We start from the raw sequence: 23406 nt of genomic DNA on the forward strand, positions 1-23406 counted from the left end.
GCATATGGAAGGTAAAGACACCTCGGTCTTCTATTTTTTTGCCTAGATAAGGCATTTATGGTGAGAGGTAGGTTTTATTAAATTGGGTCGACGATATAACGGCTCGAATGTGCTGCTTTAATCAGGCCCAATGGTTTTTAACTTAGCCACATAAAAAAGCCTTCGTATCATTGATACGAAGGCTTTTCGCTTTTTTGATCCTATTTAGCAAGTGTTATTTCAAACTCGCCAAGTAGCTGCGCCAGCCGCCAAAGTGGGTGATGTCGGTGGCGTCTGCGATGGCATGAGGTTCGCAGATGAAACCTGACACTGAGCTGCCATCGGCGAGTTGTACCTTGCCAATACCCAGCGGTGCGGGGATGCCCGCCACGAAGCTACCAAAATAGGCGCTCGGTACCGACCAGACTTCGACCTCAATGGCTTGTCCCTGTTCGGCATCCAGGATGAGCCCGGGACGATAAGGCGGGCCGCCTGCCAATGCGTACATGCGATAGCTGGCCGCTGTGCTGGTTTGGGCTTTGAGCTGTGCGCCACGCTCGCTAAGTTGCCAATTGAGTGGTTGACCTGATAAGTGTGCGCCACAGACCATCACGTCTATGGTGTCCGTTTGGCCAACGGGGGTGTCATTCGTTGGCACCGCGGAAATGTCCAACGCGCCTTTTTTGAGTGGAATAGCGCGCTGTACACGATTGGCAATGGACAATAATCTACGATCACTGAAGGTTGGCCCGAATAAGGTAATACCAAATGGCATGCCCGCTTCTGTCATCACACCCGGCACAGCAATCGCAGCAAAATCGAGCAAATTCATGAAGTTAGTGTAGTAGCCCAATTCGCTGTTGCGTTTAATGGGTTCCGCCAACATTTCTTCGATGGTGAAGTGGGTGCCGGCGGTTGGTGTCAGCATGCAATCCACTCCTGCTAGCTGCGCCAAGCAGATTTGTTTTAGATCGTTAATACGATATTGCGCTTTGAATAATGCCGTGGCTGGTGGTTTGCCACCTGGCGCGATGATTTCTCGCACAGCGGGGAAGACGGCGTCTGGGTTATCGTCTATCAAAGGTTGGGTGGCGAGATAGCGTTCGGCAACCCAAGGGCCTTCATAAAGTAGTTTTGCCACTTCATCAAAAGGTGAAAAGTCGATTTCTTTGAAGTGGAAGCCCGCTTCGCTGAGTGTGGCTAAGGTGTCTGAGTAGGCTTTTTGGTAACCTGTATCGCCATAAAATTTCAGCTGAGAGGGTGGGATCACTCCGACGATCAGTTCACCTTGGCGTAATCCATAGTGTCTTGCATGATTGTCAAATGGATTCGGGCGGCTGTAGCCATCGCGAATGTCATAACCTTCGGCAATGGCCAAAGCGGCATTGGCGTCGTCTGTGTTGTAGGCAAAGATGGTCATGCAGTCGAGACTACGACATGCGGGCAACATGCCCGTGGCAGACAACAAACCTATGCTGGGTTTCACTCCGATAAGGTTGTTGAAACCCGCAGGAATGCGCCCTGAACCTGCGGTGTCAGTGCCCAGGCTGAAGCTGGCTAAACCTAGGGCAACCGCGGTAGAAGAGCCGGCACTGGAGCCGCCGCTGACGTAATCAAAGTTGAAGGAATTATGCCCTGCACCGTAAGGCGAGCGAGTGCCATTGATACCCGTGGCAAATTGATCCAGATTGGTTTTGCCGACGGGAATGGCGCCGGCGTCGATCAGTTGCTGAACCACTTGCGCGCTGCTGGTTGGCGTGTAGGCAAACTCAGGGCAGGCCGAGGTGGTGGGAATGCCAGCCAGATCAATGTTGTCTTTGATGGCAAAGGGAATCCCCCACAACGGGTGTGATTCTATGTCTTTATTGTGCAGTTCTTTTAGCCAGCTGGCTTGTTCGTCTTCACTGAGTAAGTGAATCCAGATGTTATGAGCATCGAATTCTGCAGCGCGACGACGAATGTCTTGCATTACCTGTGTTGGGGTCAAGTCGCCTGATTGATAAGCGGCTCGTAGAGCATCAAAGCCCATATCGGTAACCTTTTTAAGTGGTGCGATAATACCCATTATTTTTCCTCCAATACCACAACGGCTTGACCGGCATTAACGCGACTACCGTTGTTTAATAACATGTCAGAGACCACACCATCACAGCTGGCATGGAGTGGAATTTCCATCTTCATGGATTCAAGAATGACCAAAACTTGTCCCGCTTTTACGGATTCGCCAGCCGCTACTTGGGTCTGCCAAACACTGCCAGAAACCGGGCTGTCGATGACGATCGCGTCTTCGCTCCAAGTGACTTCTGTGTCTTGGCTGGTGGCTTCTTGCTCATCAAAATGGAATTGACCATTGGCGTGCCAGCGCGCCAGTTCTTCGCCAAAAGCGGCATTTCTGGAGGCTTTGAATTCATCGATAGACGCCGCATTAGCCTCAACAAAAGCCTCGTATTCAGACAGGGAAAATTGACTTTCTTCAATGCGAATTGGGTAATTGTCATGAGGGAAGCCAGCACGGATTTGCTGTAACTCTTCATGGCTAACCGGATAGAAGCGAATTTGATCAAAGAAACGCAATAACCAAGGTTTGCTAAAGGCACTGGTTTGACGATAGCGATTCCACATTTGCAAGGTGCGTCCGATAAACTGATAGCCACCTGGGCCTTCCATGCCGTAAACACAGAGGTAAGAGCCACCAATGCCAACGGAGTTTTCTGCCGTCCAAGTGCGCGCAGGATTGTATTTGGTGGTCACCAGTCGGTGTCTCGGGTCAATGGGGGTGGCAACGGGGGCGCCTAGGTACACATCGCCCAAGCCCATGACCAAATAACTGGCGTTAAAGACAATCTCTTTGACCTCATCTATGCTTTCTAAGCCATTGATGCGTCGAATGAACTCAAGATTACTTGGGCACCAAGGCGCATTTGAACGCACTGATTGGGCGTATTTGTCGATGGCTTCTTGGCAGGCTCTGTCGTCCCAAGATAAGGGCAAATAGACGGTGCGCGAAGGCACACTCAATTCCGACAAGGTGGCGGTCAGATCGCGTTCTGCTGTTTCGAGTAACGCCAGTAATTCAGTACAGGAGACCTGTTGGCTGTCGTAGTGAATTTGCAAGGAACGAATGCCAGGGGTGAGTTCTTTCATGCCTGTGAAAGGGTGCTTCTCTAACCATTGCATGAGGGCATGGGCGCGAAAGCGCAGACGAATGTCTAACATCTGCTCGCCATATTCCACCAGCAAAAAGTGATCCCCTGCGGCGCGATACACTATGTCGTCACCAAACTCGTCGGCACTGAGGGTTTTCAAAATGGGGGAGCCAAGATCACAAGTGGAGACATTGAGCTTGGGCTGGCTTAAGGTCTGTAGGCTGGCGATTTGTTCCGCCTCAAGGGCCACCGCATCTTCTATGTTGACGGGAATAAAGCGTACTTTATCGCCCGCACGTAATTGTCCTAGTTTCCATAAATCCGCTGTGATCACAGTGGCAGGACAAACAAAACCGCCTAATGACGGGCCGTCTGGGCCAAGAATAACGGGCATATCCCCAGTAAAGTCTATGCTGCCAAAAGCGTAGGCGTTGTCATGGATGTTGGAAGGGTGAAGTCCTGCTTCGCCACCATTTTCTCGTGCCCATTTGGGTTTTGGGCCAATTAGGCGCACACCAGTGCGGCTTGAGTTGTAGTGGATTTCCCAGTTGGTCGCAAAAAAGGTGTCGATGTCTTCTGGGGTAAAAAAGTCAGGGCTGCCATGTGGACCGTAGATGACGCGAATCTCATGCTGGTGGCCAATGTCTGGCAGCATACTGGGTTCAATGGCTTGACTGACCTGATTCGCATTCGGCAAGCCACTGGTGAGTACGTCGCCAGTTTGTAAGGCGCGACCATTGTGACCACCAAATTGTCCTAAGGTGAAGGTGGATTTGGAGCCTAAATAATCAGGGCAATCAAAGCCGCCAGCTACCGCCAAATAACAGCGCGCGCCGGCGTCACGAATGCGACCTAAACTCAAAGTTTGCCCCGCCTCTACTTTGATGGGCTGGTGTAATGCCACTGTGTCACCATCCAATTTCGCGTCAATTTGTGCGCCAGCCAAGACAATTTCAGTGGCAAAACTGAATTGCAAACTCGGGCCTTGTAGCGTGATTTCCATGGTGGCGGACGCAATATCATTGCCCAGTATGCGGTTAGCCAAACGACTGTGATAGCTATCAAATGGGCCAGAGGGCGGTACGCCCACATTCCAATGATGTTGACGACCAGGAAAGTCCTGTAAAGTGGTGAGTGTGCCGCCGCTTAGCACATCAATGCGCTGTGGTTGGTAAACAAAGTCGTTTAGATAGCGGGTACTGACTTGACCTTGCATTAAGGTGTCGTCTTTCAATAAGTGTTTAAGGTAGTCAAGGTTGGTTTGTGTACCATACAAGATGCAATCGTCTAGGGTAGCTTGTAAGGCGCTAAGGGCTTGTTCGCGATTTGGTTGGTGGACGATGACCTTGGCGATCATAGGATCAAAATAAGGCGAAATCTGTAGACCTGTTTCTACCCAGTGATCAATACGAACCTTGTTGTCGCTCACCGTTTGAGTCGTGTCAAAGTAGGAACTTGGTAGATCAACATAGCTTAGTAATCCAGGGCTTGGTTGAAAGTCTTTGTAAGGGTCTTCCGCATAGAGTCGTACCTGAATAGCATGACCTTGTGGGCTTAACGATTTACCTAAAGAGGCCAAATCCATGACTTCATCGGCGGCTAGGCGAACCATCCATTCTACCAAGTCAATGCCATACACTTCTTCGGTAACACCATGCTCAACTTGTAAGCGAGTATTTACTTCAAGGAAGTAAAACTGCTCAGTGTCCATGTCGTAAATGAATTCGACTGTGCCTGCGTTGCGATACTTTACTGAGGCCAGTAAGGATTCGGCAGTGTGGTGAAGTTGTTGGCGCACGGCGTCACTGAGGTTGGGCGCTGGGCATTCTTCAACGACTTTTTGATTGCGGCGTTGGCTAGAACAGTCTCGTTCGCCTAACGCTAAAGCTTGGCCTTGGCCATCGGCGAATACTTGCACTTCTATGTGTCGAGCACGGGCGATGAACTTTTCTAAAAATACCCCATCGTCAGCAAAGTTACTGGCACCAAGGCGTTTGACGGAGTCAAAACTGGCGCTGAGTTCGGCGTCATTATGGCAAAGCTGCATGCCGATGCCACCACCGCCAGCGGTGCTTTTTAGCATCACAGGGTAGCCTATCTGTTGGGCCGTTATGCGTGCGCTGCCGAGGTCTTGTAATAAGTCTGATCCTGGTAGTAGAGGCACTTCGGCTTTGAGGGCCAAATCACGGGCGCGGTGTTTCAGACCAAAGGCCAGCATTTGCTCGTCAGTCGGGCCGATAAAAGCAATGTTTTGCGCCTCACAGTGGCGAACAAAAGCGGCATTTTCACTAAGAAAGCCGTAGCCTGGGTGAATGGCTTGAGCACCGGATTGCTGAGCAATTTCAAGAATTTTATCGACATTCAGATAGGTTTCGCTGGCTGCGCCTTCTCCTAAAGAATAGGCTTCGTCAGCCAGTTTGACATGGCGGCTGTTTGCGTCAGATTCCGCATACACCGCAATGGCTTTGATCTTCATGCGTTTGAGCGTACGAATAATGCGTACGGCAATTGCTCCACGGTTTGCTATCAAGACAGTGTGAAACATGTTTTAACCTTTTCCGGGTCGTCCCGGTTAAATAAGCAACTCAATGGTCGTCCATTAAGTGAGTAACTAGGAGAAAAATCAGTTTTTTGTTTCCCATACCAATACTTGAATCGGTGTTGGATTGTAGCCATTACATGGGTTGTTGAGTTGTGGGCAATTGGAAATCAGTACGATCAAATCCATCTGCGCCTGCATCTCCACGTATTTCCCTGGTGCCGAAATACCGTCTTCAAAGGTAAGGCCGCCACTGCTGGTGACCGGCACATTCATAAAGAAATTGACGTTATGGGCGATGTCACATTTTTCTAAGCCAAATTCTGGGTTTTCCGCGATGGCCAGCATCCAGCTGTCACGACAGGCGTGCATGCAGCGCTTTTCTAAGTCATAACGTACCGTGTTACTTTCGGTCGCACAGGCGCCGCCTAATGTGTCGTGTCGGCCACAAGTATCGGCAACAATTTCCAGCATCACTTGATTTTCATTGGAACGCAGTTGTGATCCTGCTGTTAGGTAAACATTGCCTTGCTCACGAATGGTGTCGGTGGCGCTGTAACGCTCTGATGGGTCATGAGCATTGAAAAATAAAGTGTCAGCCGCTTGGTTGCCTTCTAGGTCGACGAAGCGGAAGGTTGCCCCAGCTGGAATGTGACGAATGAAATAATCGCCTGCGTCAACGGTGAAGCTTTGGTTGGCTTGTGTGGCATTGAGTGAACTTTCTTTGATCATGATTAGGCCTCCAATCCGAAGTGATACAGGTCGTTGTTAGCAAAGCCGCGTTGATTCTCTGGGCGCGAGTTTTTACACAAATCGTCTTCCGCTATAGGAGCGGCTTTTTCCAATAAAAGGCCAACGGGCTTGCGTGGATAACTCGCTGCTTGGCTGAGGGGATGTGGGCAAGTGTGCAGAATGACCAAGGTATCCATTTCAAAGCGCAAAGTCACTTTGTCGCCTGCTTGACTGTGGTTTCCGACTAATGACATAGCGCCAGCGTCATCAGTGCTGACTTTGCTGAACAGGTTGAGATTCGCTACGAGATTGGCTTGCGTCAGACCGTATTTGGTCATTTCGACCAGCATGGCGTCATGGCCGTTTTGTTGCCAATCGTTACGATCTTTCTGGTAATTCCGCTTGCCCCAGCGAGCTTCAATGTGAGAAGCGTGACTGTTGCCACAGACGGTTTCGTGCCAGCCAAGGGAATCTTCTATGATGGACGCAAAAATACGTCCCATATCGGAATATAAGCAATGGCCTTGGGTTAGTTTAAATGTATGCTGGCCTTTTAAGGTATCAGGTGCGTTATAAGCTTCCAGAAGGTTTTCTGGGTTATAAAAGACCATGCCTAAGTTGGCTCCGCCTTCTAAATCGGTAAAGGTAATCTGCGTGCCACGGCGCACTTTTAATGACCAATGGCTGGCCGATGGAATAACGGTTTCATAATATTTCATGAGTTCTCCTTGTCACAGGGGCGTCAAATGTTGGGACGCCTAAGCCGTTTTGTGTGTCATTTGTTGATGAATTTCGTCGTACAACTGAGGTTGTGTGCTGCCAACGGGTAAGTCGTAAGTGATGGAAGCACCATAGGCATTTGGAGCCTGAGCATCGTGACGAATCTTGTCGAATACCCATAAACGAGTGCCTAAGTAAAAGCCTTCTTTAAGGTCGTGGGTAACCATAAAAATGGTTAGCTTATGGGTTTTCCAAAGGTCTAGAATCAACTTGTGCATATCGCTACGTATGCCGGGATCAAGTGCGCCAAAAGGCTCGTCTAAAAGCAAAATGCGAGGTTTGCAAATGATGGCTTGGGCAATTGCTAAGCGTTGCTTCATGCCGCCTGATAATTCATGAGGGTAGCGTTTTAGAGCGTGCCCCAGTCCCACTTGCTGTAATACGTCGGTGGCTTCTTGCTGAGCTTGTTGTTTCTCCTTGCCAAACAAGTGGCCAGTCAAAGAGGCTTTTTGGAAACCTTTGGCAGCGACTACATTGTCCAGCACCGTCATGTGTGGAAACACCGAGTACTGTTGAAACACGATGCCGCGATCTGGGCCGGGTTCGTTTGGAATAGCGGAACCGTCCAGTAATAATGACCCAGATGAGGCTTGTTCTGTCCCCAATATCATTTTTAAAAAAGTGCTTTTGCCACAGCCTGAGGCGCCCACTAGAGTGATGAATTCCCCTTCATAAACTTGAGTCGTAACGCTTTCTAGAATCACGTCTTTACCGTATTCCTTACCTAAATTGCGTGCTTCGATCAAAGGTTTACTCATGATTTTGCCTCCAGACTCCAAGGGTAGAGTCGGCTATTGATTGCGCTGAGCAAGTAGTCAATGAGAAAAGCCAATAAGGTAATCCAGGCGACATAAGGCAGAATGATGTCCATCGACAGATAGCGTCTTACCAAGAAAATGCGATAGCCCAAACCGTCGGTGGAGGAAATGGCTTCCGCAGCAATTAAGAATAACCAGCCTGCGCCCAATGATAAACGCACAGAGTCAATCAGCTTTGGCATGACTTGAGGTAATAGCACACGAATTAATAACTGACTTGTGCTGGCCCCTAAAGTTTGCGCTTTAACCAGTTGTTCGCTGGGAATCTCTTGTGTTCGTCTCTGTATGTCGCGGGCAATGAAAGGCGCCACGCCAATCGCAATCAGCGTGATCTTCGATGCTTCACCTAAGCCTATGATGATGAACAAAATGGGCAACACGGCCAGTGGTGGAATCAAAGAAATCACCGTCAGCAGCGGGGCGAACATGGCATTAATGGCGGGCAATGCTCCAGTGAGCAGTCCGACACTCAAGCCAAATAAGGCAGCAATCGCGACGCCGGCAAATAAGCGCATTAGACTGCTTAAGGTGTCTTGCCAAAAAACATAGTCGCCAGTTCGACGGCTAGGTTCAAAAGCTAAGCGATAAATGGCTTCTCCCATTTGTCCAAAGGATGGTAGAAGCTTGTCGCTAGGGTTGATCGCCAAACGAGCTTCGGATCCCATCATATAAACAATCAGTAAGAGAACAAAAGGCAGCAAGCCTAATAGCACTCGACTAACGGGAGAAGGAGAGTAATTAACGAACTTTTTCATAATAATGCCTTTCAGCAAATGGCCTAAAATAACGCGCTTCGTCTTATGACAAAGCGCGTTGATAACAGACTATAGTTTTCCGTCGGCAGCCATTTGCATGTAGGTATTATCGAAACGCAGTTTGATGTTATTAGTATCACCATAGGTGCCAGCTGGCATTTCGATACCAACAATATCTGCGCTTGGCGCGCCTTCACCTAAAAGACCGTGTTCGAATGAGAATTCCGCTACATGTTTCATGGTTTCAACCAATTTAGGGCTGTTGACCAATTCCAATGCTGCTGCTGGTGTGTAATACATGTGGGTTTTCGCCAACTGAGCGTCGTAACCCGCTAAATCGGTTTCGGCGGCTTCGGCCATGATAGTACGAGCTTCTTTGGCGCTGTCGCTGTTGCCAGACATGGTTGACATAATTTCAAACCAAGCACCTGTTAGTGCTTTACCCAATGCTGGATTGGCTTTTAGTGTTTCTGTATTGACGATCAAACCATCAATGATTTCACCTGGGATTTGCGATGAATTGAAAACGTCATAAGTGTTTGGCATGGATAGAATTTCGCTAGCCAAAGGGTTCCAAGTCACCGTTGCAGACACATCTCCTGTGCCGAAAACAGAGACTAGGTCTGCGTCGGAAGTATTAACAACTTTAACGTCTTTTTCGCTCATGCCGACGGTTTCTAAACCACGAGCTAACAGATAGTGCGATACACTGTATTCCACTAAGTTGACATCTTGGCCTTTGATGTCTGCTAGCTTGTCTTCACCATAAAGTATGATAGCGTCATTGCCGTTTGAGTAATCGCCAGCGATTAACACTGTGCTATCAACTCCACCAACGGCAGGAATGGTCAAGGCGTCCATTTGAGCCATGGTACAAGCATCAAATTGACCCGCTGTGTATTGGTTCATGGATTCAACGTAATCGTTGATTTGTACCACATCAATATTGATGTCGTATTTGTCTGCCCATTTGTCAATGATGCCAGATTGCTCCGCGTAAGCCCAAGGCATCCAGCCTGCATAAATGGACCAGCAGACTTTGAAATCTTCTTTAGCGAAGGTTTGGGAGGAAGCGAGTAAAGCAAACAGTAAAGCAGGTACTTTATTCTTTGAGAATTTCATAGGGAGTCACCTTTTCAGTTTGTTAGTTACACATGGAGTACCCTTGGCAAAATCGCCATGTGGTCTCCCGGGCTTTTATCCCGCCGTGTAACCTTGAAACATCAAGGTCGAAAGCTCTCGGACCAGTCATATCAACCAATAAATTGATATCGGAACCCTAGCTCTCTATTTTGGTTAAATTGTCATGTTCGACTTTCCAAGGGTACGAACAAAAATAAATAAAGCATTTATTGTGCCAAGTGCAAAAGTCTATTTTTTCTACTGGATTAGAAGAAGTTTTACGAAGTTTTTCATTTTTTAGGGTGTTTTTGGTGCATTTCAGGTGAGTAGGCGATTTTATAGTGCAAAGTTTAGCTGATGCAAAGCAAAATTAGTTGTCGCTTGTTTATGCTGTTATAATGACTTTTATATAAAAGCGTGTCTTATTAATTGCAATGAGCAGTAAGTAACGCTGTGGCGAGCGCAGCGGTGAAAGCAAGCACAAACGAATTGTACTGGCTCCTAAGGGAGCCTTTTGTCTATTTGGCGGTCAGAGATAAGACACTATGGTACGTTTTTGAGGTAGGTCGTTTATGGCTGAGGATGAAGATTTCTCTTTATTTGCCGAGGAAGTGAAAGGCATTCGTCCGTTGCAAAAAACCGAAGTGTATTTGGGAAAAAAGCAGGGCGAAGCGGATTTCGTTGCTCGTCAAAAAGCAGCATTAGAAGCCAAGCAAGAAGACAAGAATCATTTGTCGAAAGATTATGTTGAGCGGGTTGATCCGAATGACATGTTGGAATACAAGCGTTCTGGTGTACAGGATGGCGTTTTTAAACGTCTGCGTCAGGGTAAGTATGGTGTGGAGTCGCGTTTGGACTTACATCGTCGTACGGTAGAAGAGGCGCGTCGAGATGTCTTTCAATTTGCCAAAGATTGTGTTCATCACGATGTGCGAGTTGGCATCATAGTGCATGGTAAGGGTGAGCGAACACCTGAAAATCAAGCCACGTTAAAGAGTTACATCAATAAGTGGCTCCGTGATATGGACGAGGTAATGGCCTTTCACAGCGCGCAACGTCATCATGGCGGATTGGGGGCTGTGTATGTGTTGTTTAAAAAGAGTGAAAAAGCCCGTTTAGAAAACTGGGAAAGACATCAAAAGCGTTAAGATCAGCAATCTGTTCACCATGCTGACAGCTTATTTGGTGAAGTAAATGCAGGTTTTTGATATAATTTCGCGACGTTGAAAGCGTCTTCTTTTGACGTTTTGGTAATTGTTTTATGAGTCATCGTATTCTAATTCTATCGAGGTAGAGAATGACAGATCGCATCGCGCATCATGCTGCGTTTCGTTTTATTCGCAGTGAGTTTATTGACGCTCTGAACGCCAGTGTTCAGGAGTTCGAGCATAAGGTTACTGGCGCAAAGCACTTTCATATCGCATCGGAAAATGATGAGAATGTTTTTTTGGTGGGGTTAAAAACTGTACCAACCGATTCTTGCGGTGTTGCACATATTTTGGAACATACGGTTTTATGTGGTTCTGAACGATTTCCGGTGCGTGATCCTTTCTTCATGATGATTCGTCGTTCTTTGAATACTTTCATGAATGCTTTTACCTCGTCTGATTGGACGGCTTATCCGTTCGCCAGTAAGAACAAGAAAGATTTCCATAACCTGTTAGACGTTTATCTGGATGCGGTGTTCTTTTCTCGTCTGGACGAATTGGATTTCTCACAAGAAGGTCATCGTTTGGAGTTCGCTGAACCGGCTAACCCTGAATCGGATTTGACCTTCAAGGGTGTGGTGTTCAATGAAATGAAAGGCGCCATGAGCTCAACTACGTCTGTGTTGTGGCAAACCCTAACAAAGTACTTGTTCCCGAACAACACTTACCACTTTAACTCTGGTGGTGAACCGACTGATATTCCAGATTTGTCTTATGAAGACCTATTGGCCTTCTATCGTACTCATTACCATCCTTCCAATGCGGTATTCATGACTTTTGGTGATATTCCAGCCGAGACTTTGCAAGAGACATTTGAAAGCAAAGTATTAAGTCGCTTTGAGTGTCTTGAAACAAAAGTTAGCGTGCCAAATGCCAAGCGTTACTTTTCGCCAGTTCGGGTGGAAGAAGGCTATGCCGTAGACGAAGTGAAAGAAGACGGTAGTCATGTGGTGGTTGGTTGGTTATTGGGGGAAAGTACCGATCTGACTCAGCAATTTGAAGCGCAATTGTTATCCAGCGTATTGCTCGACAACAGTGCTTCGCCATTACGTCGTGCTTTGGAAAACTCAGACCTTGGTCGAGCGCCATCGCCTCTGTGTGGTTTGGAAGACACGAATAAAGAAATGAGCTTTATGTGTGGTCTTGAAGGGGTGAAACGTGCTGATGCGGAGCAAGTAGAAGCCTTAATTTTGACAAGTTTGAAAGACATTGCTGAGCAGGGCGTACCGCAAGAAATGGTCGACGCTATGTTACACCAATTGGAATTAAGCCAGCGTGAAATTGGCGGTGGTAGCTACCCATATGGTTTGCAATTGATCTTGGCGGGCCTCTCTACTGCTGTGCATTCAGGTGATGTGATTGCGCAACTGGATCTGGATCCAGTCATCGCTGTTATGCGTGAGAAAATACAAGCAGCAGATTATGTTCCGAATCTTATTAATAACTTGCTCTTGTCGAATGCTCACCGAGTTACCCTGACACTAAGCCCAGACGATGCGTTAGAAACTCGCCGTAATCAGGCTGAAAAAGACCGTTTGAATCGCATTAAAATGTCTTTAAGCGAAGAACAAAAACAGCAAATCATTGAACGCAGTGGCGCTTTGAAAGAGCGTCAGGCGCAAGTCGATGACATGAGTATTTTGCCGAAAGTGGGTCTTGAAGATGTTCCTGCTCGCTTACCCGAATACGACCGTGAGCAGTTCGATGGTAACTTGCCTATTACCTTTTATCCCCAAGGCACCAATGGCTTGGTGTATCAACAGTTGGTGATTGAACTGCCTGAATTAGATGAAGAAGAAATCAGCTATTTGCCTTTGTTTTCCTCTGTGATGACTGAACTTGGGGTGGGTGAACAGGATTATCTTGCGATGCAAGAAAAACAGGCGCAAGTTTGTGGTGGTTTGGGAGCATCGAACTCCATTCGCGCTAGCTTAGCGGATCGTCAAGCGGTGAAAGGTTACTTTGTGCTGTCTTCAAAAGCCTTAGTGCCAAATGTACAAGCCATGAGCGAACTGTTACGCGATACTATGTTGCACGTTCGTTTTGACGAAGCGGAACGTCTACAAGAGCTGGTAGCGCAACGTCGTGCTCGTCGTGAACAGTCTATCACAGGGCAAGGTCACTCACTGGCGATGGCGGCTGCCTCGAGTGCCATTTCTGGTTTGGCAGCGCAACAAGAAGCGTGGGGTGGTATGACGGGCATTCGTGCCGCGATCGCTCTGGATGATGCAATGCAACAAGACACGACAGCGGTAGACGCTGTGTTGGCTGTCTTTAAGCGTTTGCATGGCAAGTTGTTAGCGGCCAAAAAACAACTCTTGCTGGTGGCGGAAGCACAGCATGAGGATAGTGTTATGGCGTGTGTAAGGCAGGTCTTTGCAGATTTGGCCGCTGGGGACGACATGTCTTCCGCTTTTTCTTTGACGGCGAAAGAAGGCCGAGTGAAGTTGGCGTGGCTGACGTCGACACAAGTGAATTTCTGCAGTAAAACCTATAAGACAGCTTTTGGTGAACACCCAGATGTGGCGGCGTTAACTGTGTTAGGTGGCTTCTTGCGTAACGGCTTTTTACATCGCGCTATTCGCGAGCAAGGCGGCGCTTATGGTGGTGGTGCGGCATTTGACGGAGGCACAGGCTGCTTCCGTTTCTACTCTTACCGCGACCCAAGATTAACGGGAACTTTGGCAGATTTTGATGCTTCCATTGAGTGGTTGTTAACGAACCAACACAGTGAAGAAGCGTTAGAAGAGGCCATTTTAGGTGTGATTGGTTCTATGGATAAACCAGGCTCACCGGCTGGTGAAGCGCAAAGCGATTTCTATGTGCAGTTGCACGGACGAAGCCTTGCTTATCGAGAAGCGTTTCGAGCGAAAGTTTTAGCTGTCACTATTGAGCAAATGCAACAGGTGGCTAAGACCTATTTAACTCAAGAGAATGAAAACCTTGCTGTTGTTTCTTCCTCTTCTAAAAGAGAAGAGCTTGAAACGTTGGGCTTTGATATTCAATCTCTATAATTATTATAAAGTAAATTAGTTTTTACTAACGGAAAAATAAATGGATCAGTTTCACGATATACGCCCCTACAACGACACTGAAGTTGCAGAGGTGTTACAGAGTCTGGTGGCAACACCAGATTTTATTAATACCATTATTGGTTTTCGCTTTGCTAATTGGCCAAAATGGATGAATGGCCCATTAGCTTTAGTTGTTAAGCTGGTGTTGCGGCGTCAGGTGGCAAAGATTTCCAATGTTCATGAGTTTCAAATGCGCGTTGCCGATTATATGGAGCGCATGATTAAAACCACCACCAGTAATGTAGAATACCGTGGGATTGAAAAGCTGAAAAAGGGTGAGGGCTACTTGTTTTTGTCAAATCACAGAGACATTGCAATGGACCCCGCTTTTGTTAATTACGGTCTGTATTTGGCTGGATTGGATACGGTACGTATTGCGATTGGTGATAATTTATTGCGTCGTCCTTTTGTGTCGGATTTGATGCGGTTGAATAAAAGTTTCATTGTTAAGCGATCTGCCAACGGTATTCGTGAAATGATGGCCGCATTTGGTCAGTTATCTTCTTATATCACGAAATCTTTGACGAAAGATCATGCCAATATTTGGATTGCTCAAAAAGAGGGTCGTGCGAAAGACGGTTTGGACTTGACTGACCCCGCTATTATTAAAATGTTTTACATGAGCCAGAAAAAAGAGAAAAAAACCTTTGCTGAGGCCATGGCAAACTTAAAAATAGTGCCGGTATCGATTTCCTATGAATACGACCCTTGTGCCTTTGATAAAGCGAATGAGTTGCATCAAAAATCTTCAACCGGCAGCTATGAGAAAGCCGAGTTTGAAGACATCGACAGCATCAAAAACGGTATTGTTGGGCAAAAGGGGAAAGTGGTTGTGACCTTTGGTGATGTCATTAAAGATGGTTTTGAAACACCAGAAGCGTTTGTGGAAGAAGTAGATCGGCAGATCATTAGCAATTATGCCATTCAGTCCACAAATGAGTCAGCCTTAGCCATGCTGCAGGGTAAAGCGTGTTTGGATAATGCTTTCGCGAATTATCTAAAAAATTGTCCAGAGCATTTACTTGACAAGGTTCTGTCTATGTATGCCAACCCTCTGAAACAAAAGTTAAAATATTCAGTGGAAGACAACGAGGAGTAGTTTGTCATGGGCTTTTGGCAGTCACTAAGATCTTGGTTAGGATCAAGCATCTTCTTTGTTTATTATATTTTGTCGACTGTGCTTTTTGGTGCATTAGCGCCTTTGGCGACGCTATTATTGCCAAAGGCATTACGACAGCCTGTTTTAAATCTTCATAACAAAGGATTGTTATTTATGTTCCGTGTACTTTGCGGCGTGAGAGTGGAGTTCGCTGGTTTGGAAAACATAGATAGGCAGCGAACTTTTGTATTAGTAGCAAATCATCAAAGTGAATGGGAAACTTATTTATTGCAGGTGCTAATGGCACCCGTATCGACTGTACTCAAGAAAGAATTGTTATCTGTGCCTTTCTTTGGTTGGGGTTTGCGTATGGTACAACCTATCGCCATTGATCGTTCTCAACGCACCAATGCTTTGAAACAGATTATCAGCCAGGGGAAAGAGCGTATCGAAGATGGTCGTTCGGTGCTGATTTTTCCAGAGGGGACGCGCATTGCACCGAATAAGGCACAAGCCTTTAATAAAGGGGCTGCCATGTTAGCGACTTCGGCCAAAGCGCCAATTTTGCCGATTGTACATAATGCAGGTTACACTTGGCCTGGTAAGAAATGGCGTAAATTTCCAGGTACTATTCGAGTCGTTGTTGGTCCTATTATTGAATCTGATGGGAAGAAAACTTCAGAGTTGCATGACGAAATGGATGGTTGGATGCGTGCTGAGATGGCAAATTTACCCAAAGGGAATGCCATTGCCTTTGAGGAATAATTCTATTAGTGAAGATGGATGTTTGTTTAGTTGAGCAGCTACAGCGAATAAACAATAAAAAAAGCCGCATAAGCGGCTTTTTTTATTGGAATGCTTGGCCTGCTTAGTCTTGGTATTTTTTGAATACCAAACTGGCGTTTGTGCCACCGAAGCCGAAGCTGTTTGACATGATGGTGTTTAGATTCGCATTGTCCTTGCGAGTCGTCACCACAGGGATATTGCCAGCAGCGGGATCAAGCTCTTCCACATTAGCAGAAGCCGTAATGAAGTCATTTTCCATCATTAGGAGACAGTAAATGGCTTCATGAACACCTGCTGCACCTAAAGAGTGGCCAGAAAGTGATTTAGTAGAACTGATTAACGGAATATCATCGCCGAAAGTTTCGTTAACGGCTTGCAGTTCTTTCATGTCACCAGCAGGAGTACTTGTACCGTGAGTATTAATATAGTCGATTTTTTCGTCGATAGTACTCATTGCCATCTGCATACAACGTACTGCACCTTCACCCGATGGAGCTACCATGTCGTAGCCGTCTGAAGTTGCACCGTAGCCAACTAATTCTGCGTAGATTTTTGCACCGCGAGCTTTGGCATGTTCAAGTTCTTCGATAACCAACATGCCGCCGCCACCTGCGATTACGAAACCATCACGGTTTGCATCGTAAGCGCGAGACGCTTTTTCTGGAGTTTCATTGTACTTAGAAGACAAGGCGCCCATGGCATCAAACATACAAGTTTGTGTCCAGCTTTCTTCTTCACCACCACCGGCAAAAACGATATCTTGCTTGCCTAACTGGATTAATTCCATTGCATTACCGATACAGTGTGCACTGGTAGAACAGGCAGAAGTGATAGAGTAGTTAACGCCTTTGATCTTGAAAGGTGTTGCCAAACAAGCTGATACAGTGCTCCCCATCGTTTGAGTTACGCGGTAAGGGCCAACACGCTTGACGCCTTTTTCACGTAATGTATCGGCTGCTTCTACTAGGTTTCGTGCTGATGCACCACCTGACCCTGCAACGAGACCTGTGCGAATATTAGAAACTTGTTCTTCGGTTAGGCCTGCATCTGTGATGGCTTGTTGCATCGAAACGTAAGCGTAAGTTGCAGCGTCACCCATGAAGCGACGAACTTTACGGTCTATGGTTTCTGCATCAAGATCGATGCGTCCACAAACGTGGCTACGAAAGCCATTTTCTTTGTAATCTTCAGCGAAGCGAATACCAGATTGGCCCTCGCGCAATGAGTTTAAAACGCTGTCTTTATCATTGCCAAGGCAACTTACAATGCCCAGGCCTGTTACTACTACACGACGCATAAATGTGCCTCTTTTATCCTAATCTTTTAGAAGTCTTCTGTTGAAGTAAATAGACCAACACGCAAATCCTTTGCAGTGTAAATTTCACGGCCATCTACTTTTACGCTGCCGTCAGCGATTCCCATTACCAACTTACGTTCAATAACGCGTTTTAAGTTGATGTGGAAGGTCACTTTTTTCGCAGTCGGTAAAATTTGACCGGTGAATTTTACTTCACCTGAGCCAAGAGCGCGTCCACGACCTTTGTTGCCTTTCCAGCCAAGGAAGAAACCTACCAACTGCCACATAGCATCTAAGCCTAGGCAGCCTGGCATGACGGGGTCTCCAGGGAAGTGACATTCGAAAAACCAAAGATCTGGGTGGATATCTAGCTCGGCAATGATTTCGCCTTTGCCATGTTCACCGCCCTCAGCTGAGATATGAGTGATGCGATCCATCATTAGCATGTTACCAACAGGAAGTTGGGCATTACCTGCTCCAAACATTTCACCGTGGCCACATTTTAATAGTTCGTCTTTTTCAAAAGATGAAGCTGTAGTCATTATAGTCCTATATCCACATCCAGCCGAAAACTAGAAAAATAGTTCGGTGGGTTATGTGGTCCAGTTTGCAGTATAAAATCTAACTGATTATATCGGTTTGATTCTGCAATATGAATGTTTGTTAAGAAAAAAACCGTCAATAGAATGAAAAACATACACTAGTAAATGCATTTATTAATGCAATACGACTTTAGCCTCCATTTCAATTTGGCTTTTCTGTTAATATTGGCTTTTTTGTGAGCGTTTTATGTGTTGAATATGGATCGAACGACAAGGTTAGCATTATCAAGCTGGCAGCATCTTGTGCCAGAAGGTCATTTGCAAGGGTATTCAAATTATCAGGGAGCGGATAAGCCGAGTATTCATTTTCTTCATGGTAATGGCTTTGCAGTTCAAACTTATAACGAATTTTTGTCGCAACTTGAAGGTTACAATCTGATTCTACAGGATGCGGCAGGGCATGGTGCGTCGTCAGCAGGTAAAGGCTTTGTAGGTTGGAATGCGACAGCAGATCGTTTTGTGGCGTCTTTGTCGCAGCGACTGCAAACGGAGCCTGGTTGTGAGTTGATTGGCATGGGACACAGCTTTGGTGGTTGCATGACAGTACTTATGAACCATGGTGATCACTCTATATTTAATCGTATGGTTCTGTTGGATCCTGCTTTATTTCCACCGCGTTTGATTTGGATGATGAGAGGGGTGAAACTTGCCGGTTTAAAGCGCCATATTCCTTTGGCAAAGCAAGCCAGCCGTCGTCGAACTCAATGGGAAAGTTATGCCCAAGTTCATAAGAGCTTTTATGAACGTGGTACTTTTAAAGGTTGGGAGACGGAATGTCTTGAAGACTATATTAATTCTTCTTTGTTGAAAGATGAGCAGGGTCATTATCAATTACGTTGCCCAACATGGATGGAAGCAGCCATCTTTTCTAGCTATCCCAAAGGTTTGTGGAAAAAAATCGCGCAGATTTCCGTGCCAACATACATAGTGTTAGGGAAAGGCACCTTTGATTATTTTAAGGAGTCGTATCGTTTGTGTGCCAAGTTAAATCCCAATATTCATTTAGTAGAAGTGGATGGCGGCCATTGCTTTATGCAACAAGATTCCTCAGCAGCGGCGCAAGTGGTGCAGAAAATTTTGCAGCAGGATGTATAAAAGAGACTTAACCCTATTCACGTTAAGCCTCTCTTATCAAATGTTACTAAAAAAATTAATTGCGACGTTTTACTGAGGCGTGTGCCAGTGCGATCAGTGCGTCTTTGTACTTCGACTCAGGTAATGGCTGGATAATATCGATGGCAAGGCTTGCTTGTTGTTGTGCTTGTTGTTGGGTGTAGTCAATAGCACCACAGTTTTGTACGTCCTTGATGATTTCCTCAAGTTGATCCAGTCCGCCGGTTAAAATGGCTTGTCTTACTCTTTGTTGTGCTGCTGCTGTGCCGTGTTTCATGGTGTATATTAAAGGCAATGTGGGTTTGCCTTCCGATAAGTCATCACCTACGCTTTTGCCCATTTCTTCAGCGGTGCTGGTGTAATCCATCACATCGTCGATGAGTTGGAATGCGGTGCCAACGTACATGCCGTACAAACGCAAAGCTTCTTGCTGGGCTTCGTTTGCGCCCGCAACCACGGCACCACACAGCGCTGCGCCTTCAAACAGTTTCGCTGTCTTGTATTGAATAACTTTGAGGTAGCTGGCTTCGGTCGTATCTGGGTCTCCACAGTTAATTAACTGCTGCACTTCACCTTCCGCAATCACGTTAGTGGTTTTTGCTAAGATTTCCATGCATGGCATGCTGCCTACGTCCACCATGATTTGAAATGCGCGAGAATATAAGAAATCACCGACTAAGACGCTGGGTGCATTGCCCCATTCTTCGTTGGCGGTTTTTTTGCCGCGACGCATATCTGATTCATCGACAACATCATCATGCAATAAAGTAGAGGTATGGATGAATTCAATAATGGTGGCCATTTTAATGGCATTGAGTAACTGACTTTCGTCTAGTTGATTGCAGCTCTTGGCCGCTAAAAGAACCAAAAGAGGGCGAAGGCGTTTGCCGCCATTACTAATAATGTAGTAGCCGATCTGCTCAATTAGTGGAATGTCACTACTAAGTTGCGACACAATATATTCGTTTACTTGGCCGAATTCATCGGCCACAACATCGTGTATTTGTATAGGTTGCATGCAATTTCCGAAGCTATAAAAGTCTCAAGCTGATCAGCAAGTGTGCCTCATGCTAGGTAAGGCTTGTGTCAGGGTCAACCCAAAATACGAAAAATGTCTAAAGAGTCTGCTTTTTCCTTGTATTGATTGAGTTGATTTTGTACAATCCTGCGTCCGATTTACCCACATTTTGCTCCCTATCATATGGTTGTTGGTTTTCGTATTAATTTATGAAGCATTATTGCCACTAGAAGTAGGTCAAATTTAATTTCAGTAGCCGGGTAGATCTTATTGGAGAAGAACATGTTTGCAGTAATTAAAACTGGCGGTAAACAATACCGTGTACAAGAAGGCCAAACCCTTAAAGTTGAAAAGCTTGCGGTTGAAGAAGGCGGTGTTGTTGAATTCAATGACGTTCTTCTTGTAAGCAACGGCGACGACGTAAAAGTTGGCGCTCCAGTTGTAGAAGGCGCTAAAGTAACTGCGGAAGTAGTTTCTCACGGTCGCGGAGACAAAGTGAAAATTTTGAAATTCCGTCGTCGTAAGCACTCTATGAAGCGCATGGGACATCGTCAGTGGTTCACAGAAGTGAAAGTAACTGGTATCAACTAAGCGTTAGCGTTAATTAACTTATCTAAGGAGTAAATCATGGCTCACAAAAAGGCGGGTGGTAGTACTCGTAACGGTCGCGATTCCGAGTCGAAACGATTAGGTGTCAAGCGTTTTGGTGGTCAAGTTGTGGTTCCAGGTAACATTCTAGTGCGTCAACGTGGTACTCAGTTCCACGCTGGTGAAGGTGTTAAAGTTGGTAAAGATCACACTTTGTTCGCTGTTGCAGAAGGCCAAGTGAAATTTGAAGTAAAAGGTAAGCTTAAGCGTCGTACAGTTTCTGTCGTAGCTGCTTAATTATTTGCTAAAAATTAAAAAAAGCTCCGCAACGCGGGGCTTTTTTTTTGTAAGAATTCTATAATCAGGTCTATTGATCTGAATAATCCACCTAAGAGGTGTTTCTGTGAAATTTGTTGATGAAGCCAGTATCTACGTAAGAGCAGGTAAGGGCGGTAATGGATGTTTGAGTTTCTGGCGCGAGAAGTTTGTCGCAAAAGGTGGCCCAGACGGCGGCGATGGTGGTAATGGCGGTAGCGTTATTTTGGTGGCGGATGAGTCATTGAATACGCTAATCGATTTCCGCTACACCAAAAAGTACATCGCCGACAGTGGTGAAAATGGCCAAGGTCGCGATATGACGGGTGCCAAAGGGGTAGACCTAGAGATCAAAGTGCCAGTGGGAACAACCGTCATCGATGAAGATACCGGAGAAACGCTTGGGGATTTGGTTACCATAGGTCAAACGCTAAAAGTAGCGCAAGGTGGTCATCGTGGTTTGGGTAATACGCGTTTTAAGTCTAGTACGAACCGCGCGCCACGCCAAACAACCAAAGGTACAGCGGGTGAAGAGCGTACATTAAAGCTGGAGATGAAGGTCTTGGCGGATGTGGGTCTATTGGGGTTACCGAATGCCGGTAAGTCGACCTTTATTCGTTCTGTATCATCCGCGAAACCAAAGGTGGCAGATTACCCATTTACTACCTTGGTGCCAAACTTGGGTGTGGTAAAAGTCAAAAAACATCAGAGTTTTGTCATAGCTGACATTCCGGGAATTATTGAAGGTGCGTCTGAAGGTGCGGGTCTGGGGATTCGTTTCTTGAAGCACTTGGTGCGTAACCGTATTTTGTTGCACATCGTTGATCTCGCGCCTTGGGATGAAGTGACACCAGCAGAAGCGGCGCAAATTGCTGTGAACGAGTTGGAGCAATTCAGTCCTGCGTTGGCAGAGCGTGAGCGTTGGTTGGTATTGAATAAGACCGACATGGTGCCGCAAGATGAGTTAGAAGAGCGTTGTCAAAGTGTCATCGATGCGCTTGGTTGGGAAGGTCGTACTTATCGTGTATCGGCTATCTCAGGTGAGGGTACTGAAGTTCTGTGCCTTGATTTGATGACGGTGTTAGAAGAGCAGCGTACCCTATTGGCGGAAAGCGAAGAAGCGCGTGAGCAAGAAGCGGAAGTACGTCGTCAAATCGATGAAGAAGGTCGTGAACGTATTCTTTCATTGCGTGAGAAGCGTCGTAAAGCGGGTCAAATGTTGGAAGACGATGATGACTTTGACGACGATGATTATGATGTGGAAGTGGAATACGTCGGCTAGGTCTTATAAATGAGTATAAGTAGTATCATGGAAACGCGTGAGAAAATTGCACAGGCGCAACGCATTGTCGTCAAAATTGGCAGTGCGTTGTTGACCAATGATGGGCAAGGTTTGGATGTGGCTCGTATCGGTTTGTGGGTATCACAAATCGCTGCCTTAAGAGCGCAAGGAAAAGAAGTTGTGTTGGTTTCATCTGGTTCCATTGCCGCTGGCATGAAGCGTCTTGGCTTTACGAAGCGACCGACCCAAGTAAATGAGTTGCAAGCGGCTGCCGCTGTTGGTCAGATGGAGTTGGTGGGCGTGTATGAGTCGCATTTTGAACAACATGGCTTGTGTACTGCGCAAATTTTGCTGACCCACGACGATTTATCTAACCGTCGACGCTACTTAAACGCACGATCTTCGTTGCGAACTCTGCTTGGTTTAGGTGTTGTACCCATTGTTAATGAAAATGACACGGTTGTAACCGATGAGATTCGCTTTGGTGATAATGACACCTTAGGGGCTTTGGTGGCGAATTTGGTTGAAGCGGACGCCCTCATTATTTTGACGGACCAGCAAGGTTTGTTTGATAAAAATCCTCGTGATCATAAAGATGCAAAATTAATCTCTTATATTTCTGCTGCTGATGATAGCTTGGAGTCCATGGCAAGTGGTGGCGCAGGTGTATTGGGTAGTGGCGGTATGTTAACTAAAGTGCGTGCGGCACGATTGGCGGCACGCTCTGGTGCGGATACCCTAATTGCTTCTGGTCGTGAAGAAGAGGTTATTTTACGTATTAGCAGAGGCGACATGCTGGGGACTTGGCTGTTGCCAGAAAGCAGTCCAATTGCGGCTCGTAAGCAATGGTTGGCGGGACATCTAAAAAGTCGCGGTGCTTTGACTTTGGATCCAGGTGCGGTGTCGGCTTTGCGTAAAGCAGGTAGCTTGTTGCCGGTTGGAGTAAAAGACGCAGAAGGGACTTTCTCTCGTGGTGATATGGTAATTTGCGTAGATGAATCTGGGGCATTGGTTGCTCGTGGCTTGATTAATTATAGTGTGGCCGAAACGTTAAAGCTGTTAGGTAAGTCATCGGGTAAAATCGGTGAGATTCTAGGTTACGAAGGGGAGCCAGAGCTGATTCATCGTGACGATTTGGTCCTTATTTAAAGGA

The 23406-nt window shown here is 46.4% G+C and carries 19 protein-coding genes and 1 riboswitch; of the genes, 9 read left to right on the plus strand and 10 right to left on the minus strand.

All coding sequences use genetic code 11. The annotated features are described in order from the left end of the window. Nucleotides 1-214: 214 nt before the first annotated feature. The 7 genes from atzF to ACXAH2_RS15695 form a co-directional block, all read right to left on the minus strand. Complete coding sequence (atzF, locus tag ACXAH2_RS15665; protein ID WP_475079782.1) at nt 215-2044, minus strand: allophanate hydrolase; 1830 nt, start codon at nt 2042-2044, stop codon at nt 215-217. Beyond that, nucleotides 2044-5670, minus strand: coding sequence for an urea carboxylase (gene uca, locus ACXAH2_RS15670; RefSeq protein WP_475079783.1), 3627 nt, complete (start codon nt 5668-5670; stop codon nt 2044-2046). The genes atzF and uca overlap by 1 nt, the downstream gene beginning before the upstream one ends. 78 nt (nt 5671-5748) lie before the next feature. Next, a complete protein-coding gene (locus ACXAH2_RS15675) occupies nt 5749-6396 on the minus strand; it encodes an urea amidolyase associated protein UAAP2 (RefSeq protein ID WP_475079784.1) in 648 nt (215 codons plus the stop codon). 2 nt (nt 6397-6398) lie between these two features. Further along, on the minus strand, nt 6399-7115 hold the full coding sequence (locus tag ACXAH2_RS15680; protein ID WP_475079786.1) for an urea amidolyase associated protein UAAP1: 717 nt from the start codon (nt 7113-7115) through the stop codon (nt 6399-6401). Nucleotides 7116-7154: 39 nt separating this feature from the next. Continuing rightward, entirely contained in the window at nt 7155-7934 is a 780-nt protein-coding gene (locus tag ACXAH2_RS15685) for an ABC transporter ATP-binding protein (protein ID WP_475079787.1), read from the minus strand. Next, nucleotides 7931-8749, minus strand: coding sequence for an ABC transporter permease (locus ACXAH2_RS15690; RefSeq protein ID WP_475079789.1), 819 nt, complete (start codon nt 8747-8749; stop codon nt 7931-7933). Before ACXAH2_RS15690 ends, ACXAH2_RS15685 begins: the two co-directional genes overlap by 4 nt. Nucleotides 8750-8818: 69 nt before the next feature. Then, the gene (locus tag ACXAH2_RS15695; protein WP_475079791.1) at nt 8819-9871 is read right to left on the minus strand and encodes a putative urea ABC transporter substrate-binding protein; all 1053 of its coding nucleotides are present in this window, start codon (nt 9869-9871) and stop codon (nt 8819-8821) included. A 62-nt stretch (nt 9872-9933) separates the two neighbouring features. After that, a riboswitch (guanidine-I (ykkC/yxkD leader) is annotated at nt 9934-10043 on the minus strand. A gap of 400 nt (nt 10044-10443) precedes the next feature. Here ACXAH2_RS15695 and smrA point away from each other — a divergent pair. From smrA to ACXAH2_RS15715, 4 genes are all read left to right on the plus strand, one after another. Continuing rightward, the gene (gene smrA, locus ACXAH2_RS15700; protein ID WP_475079793.1) at nt 10444-11019 is read left to right on the plus strand and encodes a DNA endonuclease SmrA; all 576 of its coding nucleotides are present in this window, start codon (nt 10444-10446) and stop codon (nt 11017-11019) included. A 149-nt stretch (nt 11020-11168) separates the two neighbouring features. Next, nucleotides 11169-14093 carry an insulinase family protein gene (locus ACXAH2_RS15705; RefSeq protein WP_475079795.1) on the plus strand — a complete coding sequence of 975 codons (2925 nt, stop codon included), beginning with the start codon at nt 11169-11171 and terminating at the stop codon, nt 14091-14093. 40 nt (nt 14094-14133) lie between these two features. After that, nucleotides 14134-15252, plus strand: a complete 1119-nt coding sequence (locus ACXAH2_RS15710) for a 1-acyl-sn-glycerol-3-phosphate acyltransferase (RefSeq protein WP_475079797.1) — start codon at nt 14134-14136, stop codon at nt 15250-15252. Between the two features lie 6 nt (nt 15253-15258). Continuing rightward, nucleotides 15259-16017 (plus strand): lysophospholipid acyltransferase family protein, encoded by a 759-nt coding sequence (locus tag ACXAH2_RS15715; protein WP_475079798.1) that lies wholly within the window; start codon nt 15259-15261, stop codon nt 16015-16017. A 103-nt stretch (nt 16018-16120) separates the two neighbouring features. On the opposite strand, the gene fabB is transcribed toward ACXAH2_RS15715, so the two are convergent. Continuing rightward, nucleotides 16121-17335, minus strand: a complete 1215-nt coding sequence (fabB, locus tag ACXAH2_RS15720; RefSeq protein WP_475079799.1) for a beta-ketoacyl-ACP synthase I — start codon at nt 17333-17335, stop codon at nt 16121-16123. A gap of 26 nt (nt 17336-17361) precedes the next feature. Further along, nucleotides 17362-17877, minus strand: a complete 516-nt coding sequence (gene fabA, locus ACXAH2_RS15725) for a bifunctional 3-hydroxydecanoyl-ACP dehydratase/trans-2-decenoyl-ACP isomerase (RefSeq protein ID WP_353666919.1) — start codon at nt 17875-17877, stop codon at nt 17362-17364. Between the two features lie 258 nt (nt 17878-18135). Here fabA and ACXAH2_RS15730 point away from each other — a divergent pair, with 258 nt between their 5' ends. Further along, nucleotides 18136-19032, plus strand: a complete 897-nt coding sequence (locus ACXAH2_RS15730; RefSeq protein ID WP_475079800.1) for an alpha/beta hydrolase — start codon at nt 18136-18138, stop codon at nt 19030-19032. A gap of 55 nt (nt 19033-19087) precedes the next feature. Here the strand turns inward: ACXAH2_RS15730 and ACXAH2_RS15735 are convergent, their stop codons facing one another. Next, nucleotides 19088-20068 carry a polyprenyl synthetase family protein gene (locus ACXAH2_RS15735; RefSeq protein ID WP_475079802.1) on the minus strand — a complete coding sequence of 327 codons (981 nt, stop codon included), beginning with the start codon at nt 20066-20068 and terminating at the stop codon, nt 19088-19090. 282 nt (nt 20069-20350) lie between these two features. On the opposite strand from ACXAH2_RS15735, the gene rplU reads away from it, so the two are divergent. From rplU to proB, 4 genes are all read left to right on the plus strand, one after another. Next, entirely contained in the window at nt 20351-20659 is a 309-nt protein-coding gene (gene rplU / locus ACXAH2_RS15740) for a 50S ribosomal protein L21 (RefSeq protein WP_063334226.1), read from the plus strand. A 36-nt stretch (nt 20660-20695) separates the two neighbouring features. Continuing rightward, on the plus strand, nt 20696-20953 hold the full coding sequence (gene rpmA, locus ACXAH2_RS15745) for a 50S ribosomal protein L27 (RefSeq protein WP_353666923.1): 258 nt from the start codon (nt 20696-20698) through the stop codon (nt 20951-20953). A gap of 106 nt (nt 20954-21059) precedes the next feature. After that, the gene (cgtA, locus tag ACXAH2_RS15750) at nt 21060-22253 is read left to right on the plus strand and encodes an Obg family GTPase CgtA (protein WP_475079805.1); all 1194 of its coding nucleotides are present in this window, start codon (nt 21060-21062) and stop codon (nt 22251-22253) included. Nucleotides 22254-22280: 27 nt separating this feature from the next. Beyond that, nucleotides 22281-23402, plus strand: a complete 1122-nt coding sequence (gene proB, locus ACXAH2_RS15755) for a glutamate 5-kinase (protein WP_475079819.1) — start codon at nt 22281-22283, stop codon at nt 23400-23402. The last annotated feature ends 4 nt before the right edge of the window (nt 23403-23406 follow it).

It is taken from the genome of Marinomonas sp. ABL3_031, from assembly GCF_056161265.1.

What these genes read in the sequence shown, in the direction of transcription:
- ACXAH2_RS15710 (WP_475079797.1), top strand. Translation starts at nt 14,134, where the DNA reads ATGGATCAGTTTCACGATATACGCCCCTACAACGACACTGAAGTTGCA.
- ACXAH2_RS15675 (WP_475079784.1), bottom strand. Translation starts at nt 6,396, where the DNA reads ATGATCAAAGAAAGTTCACTCAATGCCACACAAGCCAACCAAAGCTTC.
- ACXAH2_RS15730 (WP_475079800.1), top strand. Translation starts at nt 18,136, where the DNA reads ATGGATCGAACGACAAGGTTAGCATTATCAAGCTGGCAGCATCTTGTG.
- ACXAH2_RS15695 (WP_475079791.1), bottom strand. Translation starts at nt 9,871, where the DNA reads ATGAAATTCTCAAAGAATAAAGTACCTGCTTTACTGTTTGCTTTACTC.
- smrA (WP_475079793.1), top strand. Translation starts at nt 10,444, where the DNA reads ATGGCTGAGGATGAAGATTTCTCTTTATTTGCCGAGGAAGTGAAAGGC.
- rplU (WP_063334226.1), top strand. Translation starts at nt 20,351, where the DNA reads ATGTTTGCAGTAATTAAAACTGGCGGTAAACAATACCGTGTACAAGAA.
- fabB (WP_475079799.1), bottom strand. Translation starts at nt 17,335, where the DNA reads ATGCGTCGTGTAGTAGTAACAGGCCTGGGCATTGTAAGTTGCCTTGGC.
- ACXAH2_RS15705 (WP_475079795.1), top strand. Translation starts at nt 11,169, where the DNA reads ATGACAGATCGCATCGCGCATCATGCTGCGTTTCGTTTTATTCGCAGT.
- rpmA (WP_353666923.1), top strand. Translation starts at nt 20,696, where the DNA reads ATGGCTCACAAAAAGGCGGGTGGTAGTACTCGTAACGGTCGCGATTCC.
- ACXAH2_RS15680 (WP_475079786.1), bottom strand. Translation starts at nt 7,115, where the DNA reads ATGAAATATTATGAAACCGTTATTCCATCGGCCAGCCATTGGTCATTA.
- ACXAH2_RS15685 (WP_475079787.1), bottom strand. Translation starts at nt 7,934, where the DNA reads ATGAGTAAACCTTTGATCGAAGCACGCAATTTAGGTAAGGAATACGGT.
- ACXAH2_RS15715 (WP_475079798.1), top strand. Translation starts at nt 15,259, where the DNA reads ATGGGCTTTTGGCAGTCACTAAGATCTTGGTTAGGATCAAGCATCTTC.
- atzF (WP_475079782.1), bottom strand. Translation starts at nt 2,044, where the DNA reads ATGGGTATTATCGCACCACTTAAAAAGGTTACCGATATGGGCTTTGAT.
- proB (WP_475079819.1), top strand. Translation starts at nt 22,281, where the DNA reads ATGGAAACGCGTGAGAAAATTGCACAGGCGCAACGCATTGTCGTCAAA.
- ACXAH2_RS15690 (WP_475079789.1), bottom strand. Translation starts at nt 8,749, where the DNA reads ATGAAAAAGTTCGTTAATTACTCTCCTTCTCCCGTTAGTCGAGTGCTA.
- uca (WP_475079783.1), bottom strand. Translation starts at nt 5,670, where the DNA reads ATGTTTCACACTGTCTTGATAGCAAACCGTGGAGCAATTGCCGTACGC.
- fabA (WP_353666919.1), bottom strand. Translation starts at nt 17,877, where the DNA reads ATGACTACAGCTTCATCTTTTGAAAAAGACGAACTATTAAAATGTGGC.
- ACXAH2_RS15735 (WP_475079802.1), bottom strand. Translation starts at nt 20,068, where the DNA reads ATGCAACCTATACAAATACACGATGTTGTGGCCGATGAATTCGGCCAA.